Here is a 16584-nt window from a genome sequence, read left to right as displayed (position 1 = left end):
AAAGTAGGTAACACTACGTTCAATATCTTATAATAATACCACGATGAAAGTAAGAAATTTTTTAATAGCTATTGTTTCTATCGCTGGAGGTCTAACTTCTAATGCGCAATCTAATTTGCTTAATGCGAAAACACCTGCACAGATTGGACTTAAAACTCCTGCACAACTTATCTCAGATAATGATAAGCCTTTAGCTTACGGTTATGTTGATGATAGAGATGTTTTGATGGGAAAAACAACTTGGGAAATTATTGATTTGAATGAAAAAATCAACTTTCCAATGTATTTTCCAATAGATACAGCTAATATTGGTCCTGATAGACGTTCACTTTATGACGTTTTGACGAAAGCTATCAAAAAAGGTAAAATTACAGAAGTTTATACCGATAGCTACTTCAATACTAAAAAATCTATGAAAGACATCGAAGGATCATTATCTCGTATAGATACTACTGATGCTGGTAGAGAACTTATTAATCAATATCCTGATGACTACAAAACTCACGTTGTGAAGAAAAAAGTAGTTACAGGTACTGGTAAAAAGAAAGTTGTTACTTATGTTGATGAAACAGTTGGAGCAACAAGAACAGTTCCTTCAGAGTATATCTTGAAGCAAGATTTGACTGCTCAGGATGTTACACAATACAAAATAAAAGGGTACTGGTACTTTGATAAACGTCAAAGTGAATTAAAATACCGTTTACTAGGTATTTGTCCTGTAACTCCGGACGTTTATACAATGAATAGTGACGAGAAAGATTATATTGAATTGTTTTGGGTTTTCTTCCCAAATGCAAGAGAGGCATTACATGAAGCTAAAGCTTTTAATGATAGTAACTCTGCTCTTCCAATATCATTTGATCAGATCTTAAATTCAAGACGTTTTAATGCTGTACTTTACAAAGAAGAAAACTTGTACGGAGATCGTGAGATCAAAGAATACATGAAAGATAATGCACAAAATCAGTTGTTAGAATCTGAAAGAGTGAAAGAGAAGATCCGTAATTTTGAACAAGATATGTGGAATTACTAAACTTCTAAATTTTTATTAGAAAACTCTTACTACCTTTGTAGTAAGAGTTTTTTTTTGGAGAAAGCCCATCTTTGAAAAATCATAGGAATATTCTAAATTTTAATTACTTTAGTGATTTTAATTTATGTAAGAAAAATTACAATAAACATTTAAATATTGCGTTTAATTTCTTATAATATTTATCATGATGAAAACAAGATTTTTTTTAATAATTGCCTTTTTAATAGGTGTAAGTTTTAGTTCCAGTGCTCAATCTAATCTGCTTAACGCTAAAACCGCTGGAGAAATTGGACAGAAGACGCCCGCTCAGCGCATTTCAGATAACGATAAACCGTTAGCTTATGGTTATATAGACGATCGTGATGTCTTAATGGGTAAGACTACCTGGGAGATTATTGATTTAAATGAAAAAATTAATTTTCCTTTATATTTCCCTGTTGATACTGCCAATATTGGTCCTGACAGGCGTTCACTTTATGATATACTGACCAAAGCGATCAGACAGGGCAAAATTACCGAAGTTTATACAGACAGTTATTTCAATACAAAGAAGACGATGAAAGATATTCAGGGTTCTTTGTCACGGGTTGATACTACAGATGCCGGTCGTGAACTTATTAACCAATATCCGGATGATTACAGAACACGAGTTATAAAGAAAAAGGTAGTTACTGGTACTGGTAAAAAGAAATCGGTTACTTATGTAGATGAAACTGTAGGGCCTAAAAGAACAGTTCCTGCTGAGTATATTCTTAAGCAAGATCTGACTGCTCAGGATGTAACGCAATATAAGATAAAAGGATATTGGTATTTTGACAAACGTCAGAGTGATCTGAAATATCGATTACTGGGAATCTGCCCGGTAACTCCTGATGTTTATACGATGAACAGTGACGAAAAGGATTATATTGAACTGTTTTGGGTTTTCTTTCCAAATGCCCGGGAGGTATTACATGAAGGAAAAGCTTTTAATGATAAAAATTCTGCCATCCCAATTTCATTTGACCAGATTTTAAATTCGAGACGCTTTAATGCAGTTATTTATAAGGAAGAAAACATGTATGGTGATCGTGAAATTAAAGAATATATGAAGGATAATGCACAGGCTCAATTATTGGAATCTGAAAGGGTTAAAGAAAAGATTCGAAATTTTGAAGAAGATATGTGGAACTACTAAGTTCTTATATTAATATTATAAACAAAACTCTTGCTACCTTTGCAGCAGGAGTTTTTTATTATTAGACGTAGACAGTATGTTAGATTATATTATTATTGGATCTGGATTAGCCGGAATTTCATTTGCCGAAATTGCCCTTAAAAACAATAAGTCTGTTTTGGTGATCGATGATAAATCTCAGGTATCATCCAGAGTTGCCGGAGGATTGTATAATCCTGTTATTTTAAAGCGTTTTAGTGAAGTCTGGAAGGCAGAAGAGCAATTAGTTTTAATGGAAGAGTTTTATGCTCAAATTGAAACTAAACTTCAGACAAAAGTCAATTTTAAACTCCCTATCCTGCGAAAATTTTTCTCTATAGAAGAACAAAATAATTGGTTTGCCGCTTCAGATAAGCCTTTATTGGCACCATTTCTTTCGAATAAATTAATTTTTAAAAAGTATTTCGGAATTGATTCTCCATTTGATTATGGTGAAGTTTTGCATACTGGTTATGTTGATACAGCACTTTTGCTGGATAAGTATCAGAAATATTTAATCGAAAACAATTTATTGTTACAAGAGAGATTTGAGTATGATGCTTTAATTATCAATGAAAATTTTGTTGAATATAAAGGAATCCAGGCAAAAGACATAATTTTTGCAGAAGGGTTTGGTTTACATTCGAATCCATTTTTTCAGGATTTGCCCCTTGATGGAACAAAGGGTGAACTTTTTATTATAAAAGCTCCGGAATTAGATTTGGATGTAATTGTAAATACAAGTGTTTTTATTCTGCCGTTAGGGAATCATTTGTTTAAAGTTGGAGCAACATACAATTGGAAAGATAAAACGGATCAACCAACTGAAGAAGGAAAGGCTGAATTAACAGAAAGAATTAAAGAAATTATCAATTGTGATTTTGAAATTGTATCTCATTTTGGTGGAGTTCGTCCGACAGTACGAGATCGCAGACCAATAATTGGAACACATCATGAGCATCAATTACTTCATTTACTAAATGGTTTAGGAACACGTGGTGTTATGCTGGGACCTGCCATGGCTAAAGATCTATTCGATTACATAGAAAATGAAAAACCGCTGGATTCTACAATTGATATCCAACGTTTTTATAAAAAAAGAAAATAAGTTTTTTATTTCTGGCCAGCTTTAGGATCGTAAGAAACAAACATATTGATATATAAGTTTCTCGAAAGTCTCAGAACAAAAGGAAATAAGACAATTAAAGTAATGACTATTGCGATGAATGATTGTTCTATTGTAGTTTTGAAAAAGACAAACGAAACGATAAAGGCGGCTATTCCCACAGCAACATTTAACCCGTAACTTACATACATTGCTCCATAAAAAAACGAAGGCTCGATTTGATATTTTAAGCCACAATGGCTGCAGTTTTCGTTCATTTTGAGAACTTTAGTCAAATGAAGCGGATTTTGGTCTTCATACATGCTTTCGTTTTGACATCTCGGACAGCTTCCAGTGAAAATACTATTTATTTTTGACCCTTTTTTGAACATTTTATGGTGTAATTTTTAATTCTAAAATCAAAGAGATTGATTTGTAAAGGAACTGTCGAAGTGATCAGATTCTTCTGCAAATATAAGATTTTACTGTTGAAAACACAGGACATCTTCTTTAAAATGTTATGGATTAATTTTCAATGCGTTTTTAATTAACGGTAGATAAAATAACTGGATTTCAGAAATATTGGTTAAGCAGACCTTTCAGTTCCAAAACTTTCAATTAAAAGTTATACTTTTGCACTTTCAAAATTGTAGGCAGCATTTGGCCGTTTTACAATGTTTTTAATTTCTTGATTTTTCAGCAATACATTATGCTTAATATACACAATCTTTCGGTTTCTTTTGGAGGAACATATTTATTTGAAGAAGTTACTTTTCGTCTTGGTGCCGGAGACCGGGTTGGTCTTGTTGGTAAAAACGGTGCGGGTAAATCGACGATGCTAAAAATGTTGGCAAGAGATTTTGCTCCGGATTCTGGAGTTATTTCTCAGGAAAAAGATATTCGAATGGGTTTTTTACGTCAGGATATTGATTTTGAACGCGGAAGAACAGTATTAGAAGAAGCGTATGAAGCTTTTACGGATATTAAAATTGTAGAGAAAAAATTAGAAGAAATCAATCATCAATTGGTTACCAGAACCGATTACGAAAGTGAAGAATATGGTCAGATCATTGAAGATTTATCTGATTATACACATCGTTTTGAGCTTCTGGGGGGTTACAATTATGTTGGAGATACAGAGAAAATTCTTTTAGGACTTGGTTTTAAAAGAGAAGTATTTAATAATCAAACCGAAACATTTTCAGGAGGTTGGAGAATGCGTATCGAATTAGCCAAATTGCTTTTGCAATCAAATGATGTACTGCTTCTGGATGAGCCAACGAATCACTTAGATATCGAAAGTATCATTTGGTTAGAAAGTTTCCTGCGTAATTATCCCGGAGTAGTTGTAATCGTTTCGCACGATAAAATGTTCCTTGATAATGTTACAAACCGTACTATCGAAATCTCTTTAGGAAAAGCATACGACTTTAATAAGCCATATTCTCAATATTTAGAGCTGCGTCATGAAATTCGCGAAAAGCAATTGGCGACTCAAAAAAACCAGGCTAAAAAAATTGAAGAAACAGAAAAACTAATTGAGAAATTCCGTGCAAAAGCTTCTAAGGCTTCAATGGCGCAATCTTTAATTAAAAAATTAGATAAGGTTGAAAGAATTGAAGTTGATGAAGATGATAATTCGGTAATGAATATTTCGTTTCCGGTTTCAAAAGAACCAGGGAAAGTGGTTATAGAAGCCGAAAATGTGACGAAAGCTTACGGTGATAAAACAATTTTAAAAGATATTGATTTGCTAGTAGAACGTGGAAGCAAAATCGCTTTTGTGGGACAAAACGGGCAAGGAAAATCGACTTTTATAAAAGCTATTGTAAACGAGTTTGAATATCAGGGAAATATCAAATTAGGACACAACGTACAATTAGGTTATTTTGCTCAAAATCAGGCAGAATATCTTGATGGAGAGATTACTTTGCTTCAGACAATGGAAGATGCGGCAACAGATACAAACCGTTCTAAAGTTCGTGATATGCTTGGATCTTTCTTATTTCGTGGAGACGATGTAGAGAAAAAAGTTAAAGTACTTTCAGGAGGTGAGCGTAACCGTTTGGCGCTTTGTAAACTATTGCTACAGCCAATAAACGTGTTGCTTATGGATGAGCCTACAAACCACTTAGATATTAAGTCTAAGAACGTTTTAAAGGCGGCACTTCAAAAATTCGGAGGAACTTTATTATTGGTTTCTCACGACAGGGATTTTCTGCAGGGAATGTCGAATATCGTTTATGAATTCAAAGATCAAAAAATCAGAGAATATCTTGGAGATATCAATTACTTCTTAGAGCAGCGTAATCTTGAAAACATGCGTGAAGTAGAGAAAAAAGATGTTGTAAAAACTGCAGCTCCAAAAGAGAATAATAAAACCTCTTATGAAGATCAGAAAAAAGGAAAAGCACTTCAAAACCGATTAAGTAAAGTTGAAAGTCAAATCAAACAATTAGAAAAAGATATACAGCACGACGATAAAATGCTGGCTTCTAATTATGATAAACATATCGAAGATGCTTCATTTTTTACTGCTTACAATAAAAAGAAAGAAGCCCTGGAGCAATTGCTGTTAGACTGGGAAATCGTTCAGGAAGAGATTGACAATTTTAATGCTTAAGAAAAGTTTCAGGTTTAAAGTTTCAGGTTTCAAGTTGTAATCTTGACGAGTAATTTAACTGCAAAGCATGCTAAGTTTTTTATAGTTTGCATTTCTAATACGCAAAGTTCGCAAAGCTTTATCAATAAATAGCTTTGCGAACTTTGCGTTTTTACGAAATATAGCAGATCAAAAAACTTAGCATGCTTTGCGGTTAAATATTCATTCAGTTCAAACCTGAAACCTGAAACCTGAAACAAAACTACTTAATAACTCCAATTGATTTAGAATGCGCAATCGCTTCGCTGCTATCTTTAAAGTAACAAACAGAAACATTAAGTGATTCTAAGTTCGTCATAATCTTTTTTACCTCATTTTTTTTGCTTTTACCGGTTTGTCTAATGTAAACTGCAATTACAGTAACAGGGAATATTTTGCAGATTCTTTCATACAAGGCGGGGTCATGTTGTGAATCATCCCCTAACAAAACATATTTTAAATTAGGATAAAATTCCAGAACATGTTTTATTTTATCAAATTTATGATCGTGATTTCCGCGCCCGCTCATAAAAAAATCAGTAATGCCTCTTTTGATATCTTTTAATAAAATAACTGCTCTCGGTAAATGATGAATTCGGGTAAATTTTACGATAAAACGATATAAATTCCATTCGCTGCTTGAGACATAAAAAAAAGCATTTTCCTCTTCCTTCTTATTTCTTCCGGCAGAACTTAATGCCTGATAATGCTGAACAACATCTTTGAAAACCCGACGGTCATTTACATTTTTGAAAAGGAGAATGTATATTTTCTTAAAAATGTTAGGAGTATGTGAGATCAAAAAAGTGTCATCAATATCAGAAATAATTCCTAATTGACCTTTATGGGGGCGTATAAAGGTGCCTTTTGAGGTAATTGTGTTTGCATCATCTTTAATAAAAACCTCGTATTCAATCCATCCAAAATGAGTTTCTTTTTCTAGTGGGATGCAAAAATTAAAATAACCGTCATCAAGGGTTTTAGTATGAATTTCTTTTTCGCCAAATTTCAGATAGACATCAAAATTCTGAATTGTTTTTATTCGAAATTGGTTGATAATTGAGCTGGCATTTTTAAAGTTTTTCTTTTGAAAATCGTAGTCATACGTTCTTTTAAAGACATGTCCCATTACAATTAATTCTTCTTCATTGGCATAACCTCTATATAATTGTAAAATTGGGTTCATTAATTACGTATATTTATGTAACTGTAATTTACTTAATTTAATTGGTTTAAAAAGAAAATTTTGAAAAAGAATATTCTCTTCGTTGTTAATCCTATTTCTGGAGATCTCGATAAAAGTGATTTAATCGGAGCTGTGGAAGAGTTTGCGTCTGTAAATAATTTTGATTTAAAAGTATATGAAACTACCGGTGAAGATGATTTGCGGAAGATTCAGTTTTTGTACAATAAATATGCGCCGGAACGAATTATTGTTGCTGGTGGCGATGGAACCATAAAAATGGTCGCTGAAGCCGTGGAAGAATACGATGTAATTATTGGGATTTTGCCGGCAGGCTCTGCAAATGGACTTTCGGTTGATTTAAATTTGCCTGAAGATGTAGAAGCAAATCTTAGAATTGCTTTTCTGCATCATTATATTGAAATGGATATGATTTGTATCAACGGAAAAAAAAGTATTCATTTAAGCGATTTAGGGTTAAATGCTAATCTGGTTAAAAATTATGAGCAAAGCGATGTACGCGGTTTTTGGGGTTATGCATTACAGGCATTTACAACATTAACAGAATCTGAAGAGCCATTTGTTGCCACTATTTCGGCCAATAACAAAAATGTTGAGCATACAGCCAGAATGATTGTAATTGCAAATTCTCAGAAATATGGAACAGGAGTAGTTATCAATCCTAACGGAGCAATGAATGATGGTAAATTTGAATTGGTAATTCTAAAAAGTCTTGACTTATTGTTAATCGGAAAAATTATTACGGGCAATATGCCAATTGATTCTGATGATATTGTTATTATTTCGACAGACAAAGCAAGGATAACAACTGATTATCCGGTAAACTTTCAAATTGATGGGGAATATTGCGGAGCACAAACAGATCTTAGTATTTATATCCTGCATAAGCAAATGAAAATTGCGGTCCCTTAGTTTTACTTAAAAGGGTTTCGTTCCTGCCATTCCGTTTTGGGCTCCAGATAATTGAAAAATTTAGAAATATTATGATTAATAAGTGTATTGCTATGTGTGATTAAGCCGTACATTTTTACAGGTTTTGCGCCAACAGAGCTTTTAATTTCGAGTGCAGTTCTTGCAAAAACGATTTCCTTAAAACCTTGATTGATCGAATAAGCAATCATGTCGTAAAGCATGTTTAGATATAACATTTTTTCACGTTGAATACTCTCATTATAACCAAGAAAGTAGGTATCCATCACATCTCCATTTTTAATAAGTGTATTAAAGCCAATCAATTTTCCGTCTAGAAAATAACCATAGAACAGGAATTTATCTTTCATGACTTCTTTAAAAGTGCTAAAATGATTTCTGGCTAAAAAGAAAGTGTTAAAAGGAGCATTTTTAGCCACATGAAAATATAAATCATAAATAATATCCTCATATTTTAAAATGTCAGACAAAGACATTTTTTGTTTTTCGATTCCTTCTGATTTTTTACGTGCGCGCTTGTACTGATCCCGATATTTTTTAGAAAGAGCATCAATGTAGTCCTGCTCCGTTTTCCAGCTTTCATTGATGTCAAAAATCATATTTGGCTGTGTCGAAAAAGTATAATTGTTTTTAAATTCGGCCTGCAAAGGTTCTATTTCAGCTTTTGTGAAATCTTTTATACTGGTAATATGAACTTTCTTTCCACTGGCTTTTAAGTCCTTTTTTAGTTGATTAATGGCTTTGTGAAGTGTTTTGATAGCTTTTTGCTGATTTGTGTTTGTGTTAAAAACAAAAGCATTTTGCCCGGTAAGCATATTGTTTCCTACAAATAATACATGTGAAGCAAAATTCTTAAAGGCAAAATTTCGAACCGAAGTTTTTAAACATTTATCGCGTTCGCCAAAAGATTCTAATTTCTCAGCAAATAAAAATTGGGTTACAACAAGACCAACAAGTTTTTTGGTTTCAAATATTCCAATAAAATGACAAATCATATTTACAGGACAAGAGATTTCCAGAATTTGAAGATATTCTTTGGTTAAAAAAATATTTTCAGAACTTAGCGAGTTCCATTCTGAAGGAAGAGATGATGCGCTATTGTATATTTCGAAAGAATAAGTTGTATTCAAGAGTCTGAGCTAATTTTTTCAAAATTAGATAATAGTTTATAATAACTCACTTTCTTTAAGTTATTATTTAGAAAAACCCGTCTGAGTTTTAGTTCAAACGGGTTTTTGTATTTTGTTGTTTATGCATATGCGCAGATAATTCCGCCCATTAGCATAAGAGTCAGCATCCAGTAACCTGCATGGATGAATATATATTTCCAGGATTTTCTTTCGAATAAACCGTTGATTCCAACAATTGGTAAAGCAAAAAATAAACCAGACATAAAACCGTGAAGCGCTCCGTGTTTAAAAGTTCTGTACGCAGTTCCATAATCGGCCATAAATGCTGCAAACGATGGTTTTGCATTTGCTAACATTGGTGGTCCGCCAACCATTCCTACAGCTCCGGACTGGTGAATTGTTAAAGCCATTAATATTACAGTAATCATTAAAGAAAATACATACGTTAATCCGAAGATTTTTAGCATATTTCCTGTTTTTAATTGTTCAGGAGTAAAATTATTTTCTCTCATCCAGATTGTTCCAAACACTTTTGGATGATACCAAATAAAACCGGTTACTAATGTGGTAATAGCGGCTAATAATAGCGCGACGAAGTTAATTTCCATAATATGAGGTTTTTATAATTAGTTAATCAAATTTAGGCAAAAAACCAGCAACTTGTAATTTTTCTTTTAAGTAGGTTAAATCGTGTTAAAAATATATTTATTAACACTTTGTCGACATAATATGCATTATAGCTAAGAATTTCTTACTTTTGGGAGTAATAACAAATCCCAAATCTGTTATGAAAAGCGTTATCACATTTTTTTTAGTTTTTGCATTTTCCTGCAATTGTTTTGCTGATGCAGTTTCAGATAAAGAAAAAGAAGCTCTCATAAAATTATATTACACAACCAATGGTGCAAACTGGAAAATAAAATGGGATTTATCCCAATCAGTTTCAACCTGGTATGGTGTTCGTGCCGAAAATGGAAAAGTAGTTGCATTAAATTTGGCAGATAACAACCTGGAAGGGGAGTTACCAGCCACATTTTGCGATTTAGTGTATTTAATTGCAGTCGATTTGCATAAAAACAAACTGCAAGGGCAGTTGCCCGATACAATTTATAATCTTAAAGAGCTGGAAGTTCTGGATCTTTCTAATAATAAATTGTCAGGAAGTATTCCCGAAGGAATTTGCGAGTTGCCAAAGTTGAAAGATTTGCAGCTTTTTAAGAATAAAATATCAGGTCAGTTACCAACTGAAATAGGAAAACTAAAACGATTAGAAATTCTTTCATTGTTTAATAATGAAATAGAAGGTCAGCTGCCAATTTCGTTTTACAATATTACTACACTAAAGGTTTTGCTTTTAAACAGTAATAAATTATCAGGTAATCTGAGTAATGAAGTTGAGAATTTCAGGGCCTTGCAAAATTTTAGTTTGTTTGATAATAGTTTTGAAGGTGAGATTCCCGTAGAGCTTGAAAAATTACAGAATTTATCCGAGATGAATTTGTCTTATAATAGATTTAAAGGTTCAGTTTCAAAAAGCCTTACCATATTAGATTCGTTAAATATGACCATGTTTGACGAGAATGGAAATCCGTTTTTACTGGAGGTAAACGAAGAAAAAGAACCTGCAAATATTACCGTAAATTAATCGTGCTTATGAATGAATTTTACTCGTTGAAAAAAGTTGATTAAATATATTTAGTTAATTGTTTAAAAACCGCAATTCGTTGCGGTTTTTTTACGCCTAATTTGGAGGTATTGTTTAATTTTACAGAAAATATTTTAAGTGTAGTTTAATCACTTCTACTTTTTTTTTATAACTTTAAATTAGTATTCAATTGGAAAATTGAAGCCATTAGAAAATAGTCAAACCTTTTTAATAAAATAAGATCATGGTAATACAATATCAAGGTGAGCAACACGGAAAAGCAACCATATTTACATTACGAATTATTGGTAATAACTTGTCAAAAAGCAGTTCTAATTATCAAATAGACCTTTTGGTTGGAGATAAAAAAGTGCCAACTTTTACCACCGAAATACATCAAAGTCTTTCTAATTGCTTAAAAGAAATTTATTTGTTTATAAAGCATAATGGAATCAAGTTTAATGAAACCTCAGAGAATATTACGTCTCTTTATGTGCCTTATGACAGAGTTTTATTCAACTATAATAAATATGCCTTGTTTAGAGCTTAAGTGATAAGTTTAACCAAAAATAATAAAGACCGTCTTTTTTAGACGGTCTTTTTTTGTTTTGGAGCAGTTTTGAAATTATATCAAATAAAAAAAGCTCCAGATTTCTCTGAAGCTTTTGTCTTAGTAAGTAGTCCGTGGGGGAATCGAACCCCCCTTACCAGGATGAAAACCTGGCGTCCTAACCGATAGACGAACGGACCTGCTTTGCTATTGCGGGTGCAAAAGTGCAACTATTTTTGAGATGTACAAAGGATTTTGGAAAAAACTTTTTGTTTTTTTTTGATCGAAAATCATTTTATACAGTCAATATTTGCTGATCGCCTGAGTTAATGAAGTTGTATTTGTTTGATTAATAATTGGTTGTTTTGTGTGTGTGCGAAGAAAATGTTTGCTTTTTTAAGAGTAAAATAATTTTTAAAAATAATGATTAATTTTATTTTTGAAAGAATATTCTTCTTTGGTTTAAAATGAAATTTGAATTTAGTGAGTTACAAATTGAAGAAAAATGCACTTTTATTTTAACAGACGTATTTGACTGGATAAATACGTTCCTCTTTTTTTATTTATATCCGTATAAATTTGGCTAATCAATAATTAGAATCAAAAGTTTAATAACTAAAAGTAAAATGATGGAATTAGAACAAAGAGAAATAGCAAAGGATTTTGTAGAATTACTAAACAAAATAAATTACTTCAAAAAACTAGAACCAGATTCAAAAAATGATAACAAGTTTAAGTTGTCTCTAAAAATTGCTTCATATAGCGAATTAAATCTTACAATTGCCGCTTTGTTAAAAACAAGTATTTGTGTATTAAAAGATGATTCGTCTTCAACAGGGATAGATGTAATGCTTTTACTTGAAATGGCTTTGCAGATGCTTCCTAGCGATGAAATGGAATTGTTAGATGAAATTTATGGGAATATTGCTGAAATAGAAAAGAGTTCAAATGAGGATTAAGAGCTTTTTTGAAGAAGATAATCATTAAGAAGCTTTCTATAAGAAAATTAAATCTATGTTAAAAGAGCGGCTTTATTTCAATATTAATTTGAAATTTGTGAAATGTCTAATTAACAATGAGATAATATGGAAGGACAAATCATAGAACTGGAAAAAAAATACTGGCACGGAGTTGAAAATAATGATTATGACACGGTCAAAAATCTGACGTTGTTCCCTTGCATAGTTGCAGGAAAAAATGGTGTTCAGAGTATCAGCGAGACTGATTTCAAAAATATGTTCGACTCTGGGCAGACCAATAAAATAAAAGTGCTGAACATCTATGATGTAAAAGAAAAACTAATTGCCGAAAATACTGCCGTAATAGGATATCGTCTCGATTTTGAGATAGTAGATCACAGTCAAAAAGGACCTATAAAATGTGCTTGTACTTCTACCTGGGTTAAAGAAAATAACAAGTGGGCGTGTGTACTGCATACCGAAACAGAACTCGAAAAAAATCAGTAATCTGATCTATTTCAAAAGGTATACTTAAAAGTAAAAGTTCAGTATAAATAGCGTTATTTCTGACCGGCGTGGTCGTCACGCTCGTAAATGCAAGAATATAAAAGCTTCAGGGAAAATCTAAAAAAAAAGCCCCAGATTTCTCTGAAGCTTTTATCGTTGTAATCCTAACGGGACAATTCTTGAATCATTTTATTGATGATTAGAAAAATGAAATATTTGGTAAATGATTATTAAAAATAGTTTAACTACAGCTTTAGTTTGCAGAATCGTTATAATGCTTTATTTTTTTGGTTCATTTTTTACCTTTAATCTTTTTGCATTCTTTAGGCTATTATTAAGCATCCATTCAATCTGACCATTGACACTACGAAATTCATCATTAGCCCATTTTTCAATTGCTTTCATCGTTTCTGAATCTATTCTTAATGCAAATGACTTTTTTTCAGACATCTTTTTATTGATTTAAAGTACCGGTATTTATTACGGGTTTGGTTTCGCTATCGCCACAAAGTACTACCATTAAATTGCTTACCATTGTTGCTTTCTTATCTTCATCAAATTGTATAATTTCTTTATCTGCTAATAGGTTTAAGGCGCTTTCAACCATACCAACAGCACCTTCTACAATTTTATGACGTGCGGCAACAACAGCCGACGCTTGTTGTCGTCGTAACATCGAATGAGCAATTTCAGGAGCATAAGCTAAGTATCCAATTCTTGACTCTATTACTTCTATTCCTGCAATTTCTAATCGTTGTGTAACTTCGTGTTCAAGGGCCTTGTTAACATCATCAAAATTTGTACTTAATGTTACGGTTGCTCTCTCGTCTTCAAAATGGTCATATGGAAAAGAACCTGCAAGTTTTCTAACAGCCGAATCGGTTTGGATTCTAATGAATGTCTCATAATTATCAACTTCAAATGTAGACTTAAATGTATCCTTAACTTTCCAGACTAATATAACACTAATTAAAATTGGATTTCCCATTTTATCATTAACCTTAATTTTTTCGCTTTCAAAGTTTCTTGCACGCAAAGACAAACTCGTTTTATAATACAAAGGGTTTGTCCAAAATAAACCGCTTTCTTTAATACTTCCTCTGTAATCTCCAAAAAGTAATAGAACTTTTGAGCTGTTTGGGCCTATTACAATAAAACCCTTTGTTAAAAAAACAGATATTAGAAGTGAGATCGCAGCTAGTATTATGTTGCTTGAGATGAAGCCATAAAACGTTATCGCCAATGATAGTAATAGAATGGCAACAACCAAATAGCCATTGAAAGGTGTTAGAACTTTTTCTGTTTTCATAATTAATAATATTATAATGATATTAAATTGATATCATAAAGATATGTAATATTTTAATGCAAAAAACATTTTTTATGAAACTTATAAGTTTGAAAATAAGGAAAGTGTTGTAATTTGTGTTCGTAAAGAAAATCTAAAAATTACCTATGGCAAAAAGATTTTCAGATTTCTCTGAAGATCTTTTTTTTGTAACAGGAAGCATTCTGATAAAAATTTTAGAATTAAAAACTGAATTTGTATCTTGTTCTGCTAAAATTAATTATGCCCGGCATATGTATTTTAAAAATAGCTTCTTTCAAACGTTTTTCAATTCATTTTAATAGAAATCATCTAGATTATGAAAAAAACCTTAGCCCTCTTTATTACATTCTTAGCTTTTACAGCGTGCTCAAAACATCAGGAGAAAAAAAATGTTGCCATCACAGGAATAGATTCTACATTAACTCCTGGTAATGATTTTTTTAAATATGTAAATGGCAAATGGTACGATTCTGTATCAATACCGGCATCTCAAGCCGGAGTAGGTGCCTATATGTTTATGAATTTCCCACAACGAATGCGCTTGCAGCGAATATTAGACAGTATTTCGAAAAACGAGAATCCGGCAGGAAGTATAGCGCAAAAGGTAGGGGACTTTTATGCATCAGGAATGGATACAGTAACCATTGATAAACGTGGTTTTACGCCGATCAAACCTTTGCTGGCCAAAATTGAAGCCATTAGTGATTTACCGTCTTTAATGAACTTTGTAGTTAACGAAGTAAAAGTTGGTAACTCTTCTATTATAGCTTTTGGAGTGTCAACCGATGATAAAAACAGCAGTATGAATATTGCTCAACTTTATCAAACGGGTATCGGATTGCCGGACAGGGACTATTATTTCAAATCAGATTCATCGACTGTTGCTATACAGGAATCATACAAAAAATACCTTACTGCATTATTTCAGCAAACAGGCAGCAATGCGATAGAGGCTAAAAAGAATGCTAATTTGGTTTACGATATTGACAAACAAATCGCTGTTTCGCATAAAACAAAAGTTGAACTTCGAGATGTGCAGGCAAATTATAATAAAACGGCCGTGACAGATCTTGTAAAAAGACATCCAAATATAGACTGGACTACATTTTTAGAGAAATTAGGTGCTAAAACCGATTTTATTAATGTGAGTCAGCCTGCTTATTATGATGCCCTTAATAAGCTCTTAAAAACGATTCCTATTAATAATTGGAAAATTTACCTGAAAGCAAATTCTATAGAAAGATATGCCGATGATTTAAGTAAACCTTTTGTAGATGCCTCATTTGAATATACCAAAGTGCTTTCTGGTCAGGCGGTTCAAAAATCACGTGGCGAAAAAATGGCTAATGTTGTTGATAATTACCTGGGCGATGCACTAGGTGAATTGTATGTAAAGAAATATTTTCCTGAAGATGCCAAAAAACGGATGTTAACCCTCGTGAATAATTTACAAAAAGCATATGGCAAAAGAATTGATAAATTGGAATGGATGAGTCCAGTTACAAAACAAAAGGCCAAAGAAAAATTGTTTGCTATTACTAAGAAAATTGGATATCCGGATAAATGGAGAGATTATAGCAATGTACACATAGCCAGAAATACCTATTTTGAGAATATGATTTCGGCTTCTACTGCCGCATATCAATTTCAATTGGCAAAATTGGGTAAACCAGTCGATAAATCAGAGTGGTATACTACAGTTCCGACAGTTACAGCATATAATAATCCTACTGCAAATGAAATTGTTTTTCCTGCAGGTATTTTACAAGCCCCATATTTTGATAATAATGCAGATGATGCCCTAAATTATGGAGGTATCGGAATGGTTATAGGTCACGAGATAACCCATACGTTTGATGATCAGGGCGCTCAATATGACAAGGATGGAAACCTGAAAAACTGGTGGACAAAAGAGGATTATGCTCAGTTTAAGTCTAGAATCCAACAGGTTATTAATTTGTACAGTACCTATACGGTTTTAGATGATTTGCATATTAATGGTGCAATGACAGTTGGCGAAAATACAGCAGATATTGCCGGAATAGCAGTTGCTTATGATGCTTTTAAAATGACCGAACAAGGAAAAGGAAATACAAAAATCGACGGTTTTACTCCTGATCAACGTTTCTTTATTTCTATAGCCAAAATATGGAGAGTAAAAATGAAAGACGAATTCCTGCGTTTGTGGATTAACAATAACCCGCATTCTCCACCAAATTGGCGTGTAAATGGCCCTCTAATGAATACGACACCTTTTTACGATGCATTTAATGTAAAACAAGGAGATAAAATGTTTTTGCCGAAGAAAGACAGAATAACAATTTGGTAGTAATCTTGATAAATCTTCTCTGCTAG

At 32.5% G+C, this 16584-nt stretch carries 16 protein-coding genes and 1 tRNA gene; 10 read left to right on the top strand and 7 right to left on the bottom strand.

Translation table 11 applies throughout. The features are described 5' to 3' along the window. Positions 1 to 43 precede the first annotated feature (43 nt). From gldN (OLM51_RS18865) to OLM51_RS18855, 3 genes are all read left to right on the top strand, one after another. On the top strand, positions 44 to 1033 hold the full coding sequence (gene gldN / locus OLM51_RS18865) for a gliding motility protein GldN (protein WP_264552125.1): 990 nt from the start codon (positions 44 to 46) through the stop codon (positions 1031 to 1033). Positions 1034 to 1220: 187 nt separating this feature from the next. Further along, positions 1221 to 2210, top strand: a complete 990-nt coding sequence (gldN, locus tag OLM51_RS18860; RefSeq protein ID WP_264552124.1) for a gliding motility protein GldN — start codon at positions 1221 to 1223, stop codon at positions 2208 to 2210. A 76-nt stretch (positions 2211 to 2286) separates the two neighbouring features. Next, positions 2287 to 3336, top strand: a complete 1050-nt coding sequence (locus OLM51_RS18855) for an NAD(P)/FAD-dependent oxidoreductase (protein ID WP_264552123.1) — start codon at positions 2287 to 2289, stop codon at positions 3334 to 3336. Between the two features lie 5 nt (positions 3337 to 3341). Here OLM51_RS18855 and OLM51_RS18850 read toward each other — a convergent pair whose 3' ends face one another. Continuing rightward, the gene (locus OLM51_RS18850; RefSeq protein WP_264552122.1) at positions 3342 to 3725 is read right to left on the bottom strand and encodes a DUF983 domain-containing protein; all 384 of its coding nucleotides are present in this window, start codon (positions 3723 to 3725) and stop codon (positions 3342 to 3344) included. A 317-nt stretch (positions 3726 to 4042) separates the two neighbouring features. Between OLM51_RS18850 and OLM51_RS18845 the strand changes: the two genes are divergently transcribed. Continuing rightward, positions 4043 to 5956, top strand: a complete 1914-nt coding sequence (locus OLM51_RS18845; RefSeq protein ID WP_264552121.1) for an ABC-F family ATP-binding cassette domain-containing protein — start codon at positions 4043 to 4045, stop codon at positions 5954 to 5956. Between the two features lie 241 nt (positions 5957 to 6197). Here the strand turns inward: OLM51_RS18845 and OLM51_RS18840 are convergent, their stop codons facing one another. Further along, positions 6198 to 7160 carry an App1 family protein gene (locus OLM51_RS18840; protein ID WP_264552120.1) on the bottom strand — a complete coding sequence of 321 codons (963 nt, stop codon included), beginning with the start codon at positions 7158 to 7160 and terminating at the stop codon, positions 6198 to 6200. Between the two features lie 60 nt (positions 7161 to 7220). Here OLM51_RS18840 and OLM51_RS18835 point away from each other — a divergent pair, with 60 nt between their 5' ends. After that, entirely contained in the window at positions 7221 to 8090 is an 870-nt protein-coding gene (locus OLM51_RS18835) for a diacylglycerol/lipid kinase family protein (protein ID WP_264552119.1), read from the top strand. Positions 8091 to 8092: 2 nt separating this feature from the next. Here the strand turns inward: OLM51_RS18835 and OLM51_RS18830 are convergent, their stop codons facing one another. Further along, complete coding sequence (locus tag OLM51_RS18830) at positions 8093 to 9238, bottom strand: peptidogalycan biosysnthesis protein (protein ID WP_264552118.1); 1146 nt, start codon at positions 9236 to 9238, stop codon at positions 8093 to 8095. A gap of 119 nt (positions 9239 to 9357) precedes the next feature. Next, positions 9358 to 9846 (bottom strand): DUF1761 domain-containing protein, encoded by a 489-nt coding sequence (locus OLM51_RS18825; RefSeq protein WP_264552117.1) that lies wholly within the window; start codon positions 9844 to 9846, stop codon positions 9358 to 9360. Positions 9847 to 10025: 179 nt separating this feature from the next. Between OLM51_RS18825 and OLM51_RS18820 the strand changes: the two genes are divergently transcribed. Next, the gene (locus tag OLM51_RS18820; RefSeq protein WP_264552116.1) at positions 10026 to 10883 is read left to right on the top strand and encodes a Two component regulator three Y domain protein; all 858 of its coding nucleotides are present in this window, start codon (positions 10026 to 10028) and stop codon (positions 10881 to 10883) included. 244 nt (positions 10884 to 11127) lie between these two features. Beyond that, the gene (locus OLM51_RS18815) at positions 11128 to 11433 is read left to right on the top strand and encodes a hypothetical protein (protein ID WP_264552115.1); all 306 of its coding nucleotides are present in this window, start codon (positions 11128 to 11130) and stop codon (positions 11431 to 11433) included. Between the two features lie 128 nt (positions 11434 to 11561). Here OLM51_RS18815 and OLM51_RS18810 read toward each other — a convergent pair. Further along, a tRNA-Glu gene (locus tag OLM51_RS18810) sits at positions 11562 to 11633 on the bottom strand. 429 nt (positions 11634 to 12062) lie between these two features. Here OLM51_RS18810 and OLM51_RS18805 point away from each other — a divergent pair. Both OLM51_RS18805 and OLM51_RS18800 read left to right on the top strand, forming a co-directional pair. Continuing rightward, complete coding sequence (locus OLM51_RS18805) at positions 12063 to 12392, top strand: hypothetical protein (RefSeq protein WP_264552114.1); 330 nt, start codon at positions 12063 to 12065, stop codon at positions 12390 to 12392. A gap of 126 nt (positions 12393 to 12518) precedes the next feature. Further along, on the top strand, positions 12519 to 12899 hold the full coding sequence (locus OLM51_RS18800) for a nuclear transport factor 2 family protein (RefSeq protein ID WP_264552113.1): 381 nt from the start codon (positions 12519 to 12521) through the stop codon (positions 12897 to 12899). Positions 12900 to 13178: 279 nt separating this feature from the next. Here the strand turns inward: OLM51_RS18800 and OLM51_RS18795 are convergent, their stop codons facing one another. After that, positions 13179 to 13349: an Arc family DNA binding domain-containing protein gene (locus tag OLM51_RS18795; RefSeq protein ID WP_264552112.1), complete on the bottom strand. Its 171-nt coding sequence runs from the start codon at positions 13347 to 13349 to the stop codon at positions 13179 to 13181. A gap of 4 nt (positions 13350 to 13353) precedes the next feature. Continuing rightward, the gene (locus tag OLM51_RS18790; RefSeq protein ID WP_264552111.1) at positions 13354 to 14208 is read right to left on the bottom strand and encodes an SPFH domain-containing protein; all 855 of its coding nucleotides are present in this window, start codon (positions 14206 to 14208) and stop codon (positions 13354 to 13356) included. A gap of 337 nt (positions 14209 to 14545) precedes the next feature. Here OLM51_RS18790 and OLM51_RS18785 point away from each other — a divergent pair, with 337 nt between their 5' ends. Continuing rightward, positions 14546 to 16558 (top strand): M13 family metallopeptidase, encoded by a 2013-nt coding sequence (locus tag OLM51_RS18785; RefSeq protein WP_264552110.1) that lies wholly within the window; start codon positions 14546 to 14548, stop codon positions 16556 to 16558. Positions 16559 to 16584 lie beyond the last annotated feature (26 nt).

Origin of the sequence: Flavobacterium sp. N2038, from assembly GCF_025947185.1 — a bacterium.
GTDB lineage: Bacteria > Bacteroidota > Bacteroidia > Flavobacteriales > Flavobacteriaceae > Flavobacterium.
Note: the sequence above shows the minus strand (reverse complement) of the source record. Positions and strands in the feature narration are given on the sequence as shown.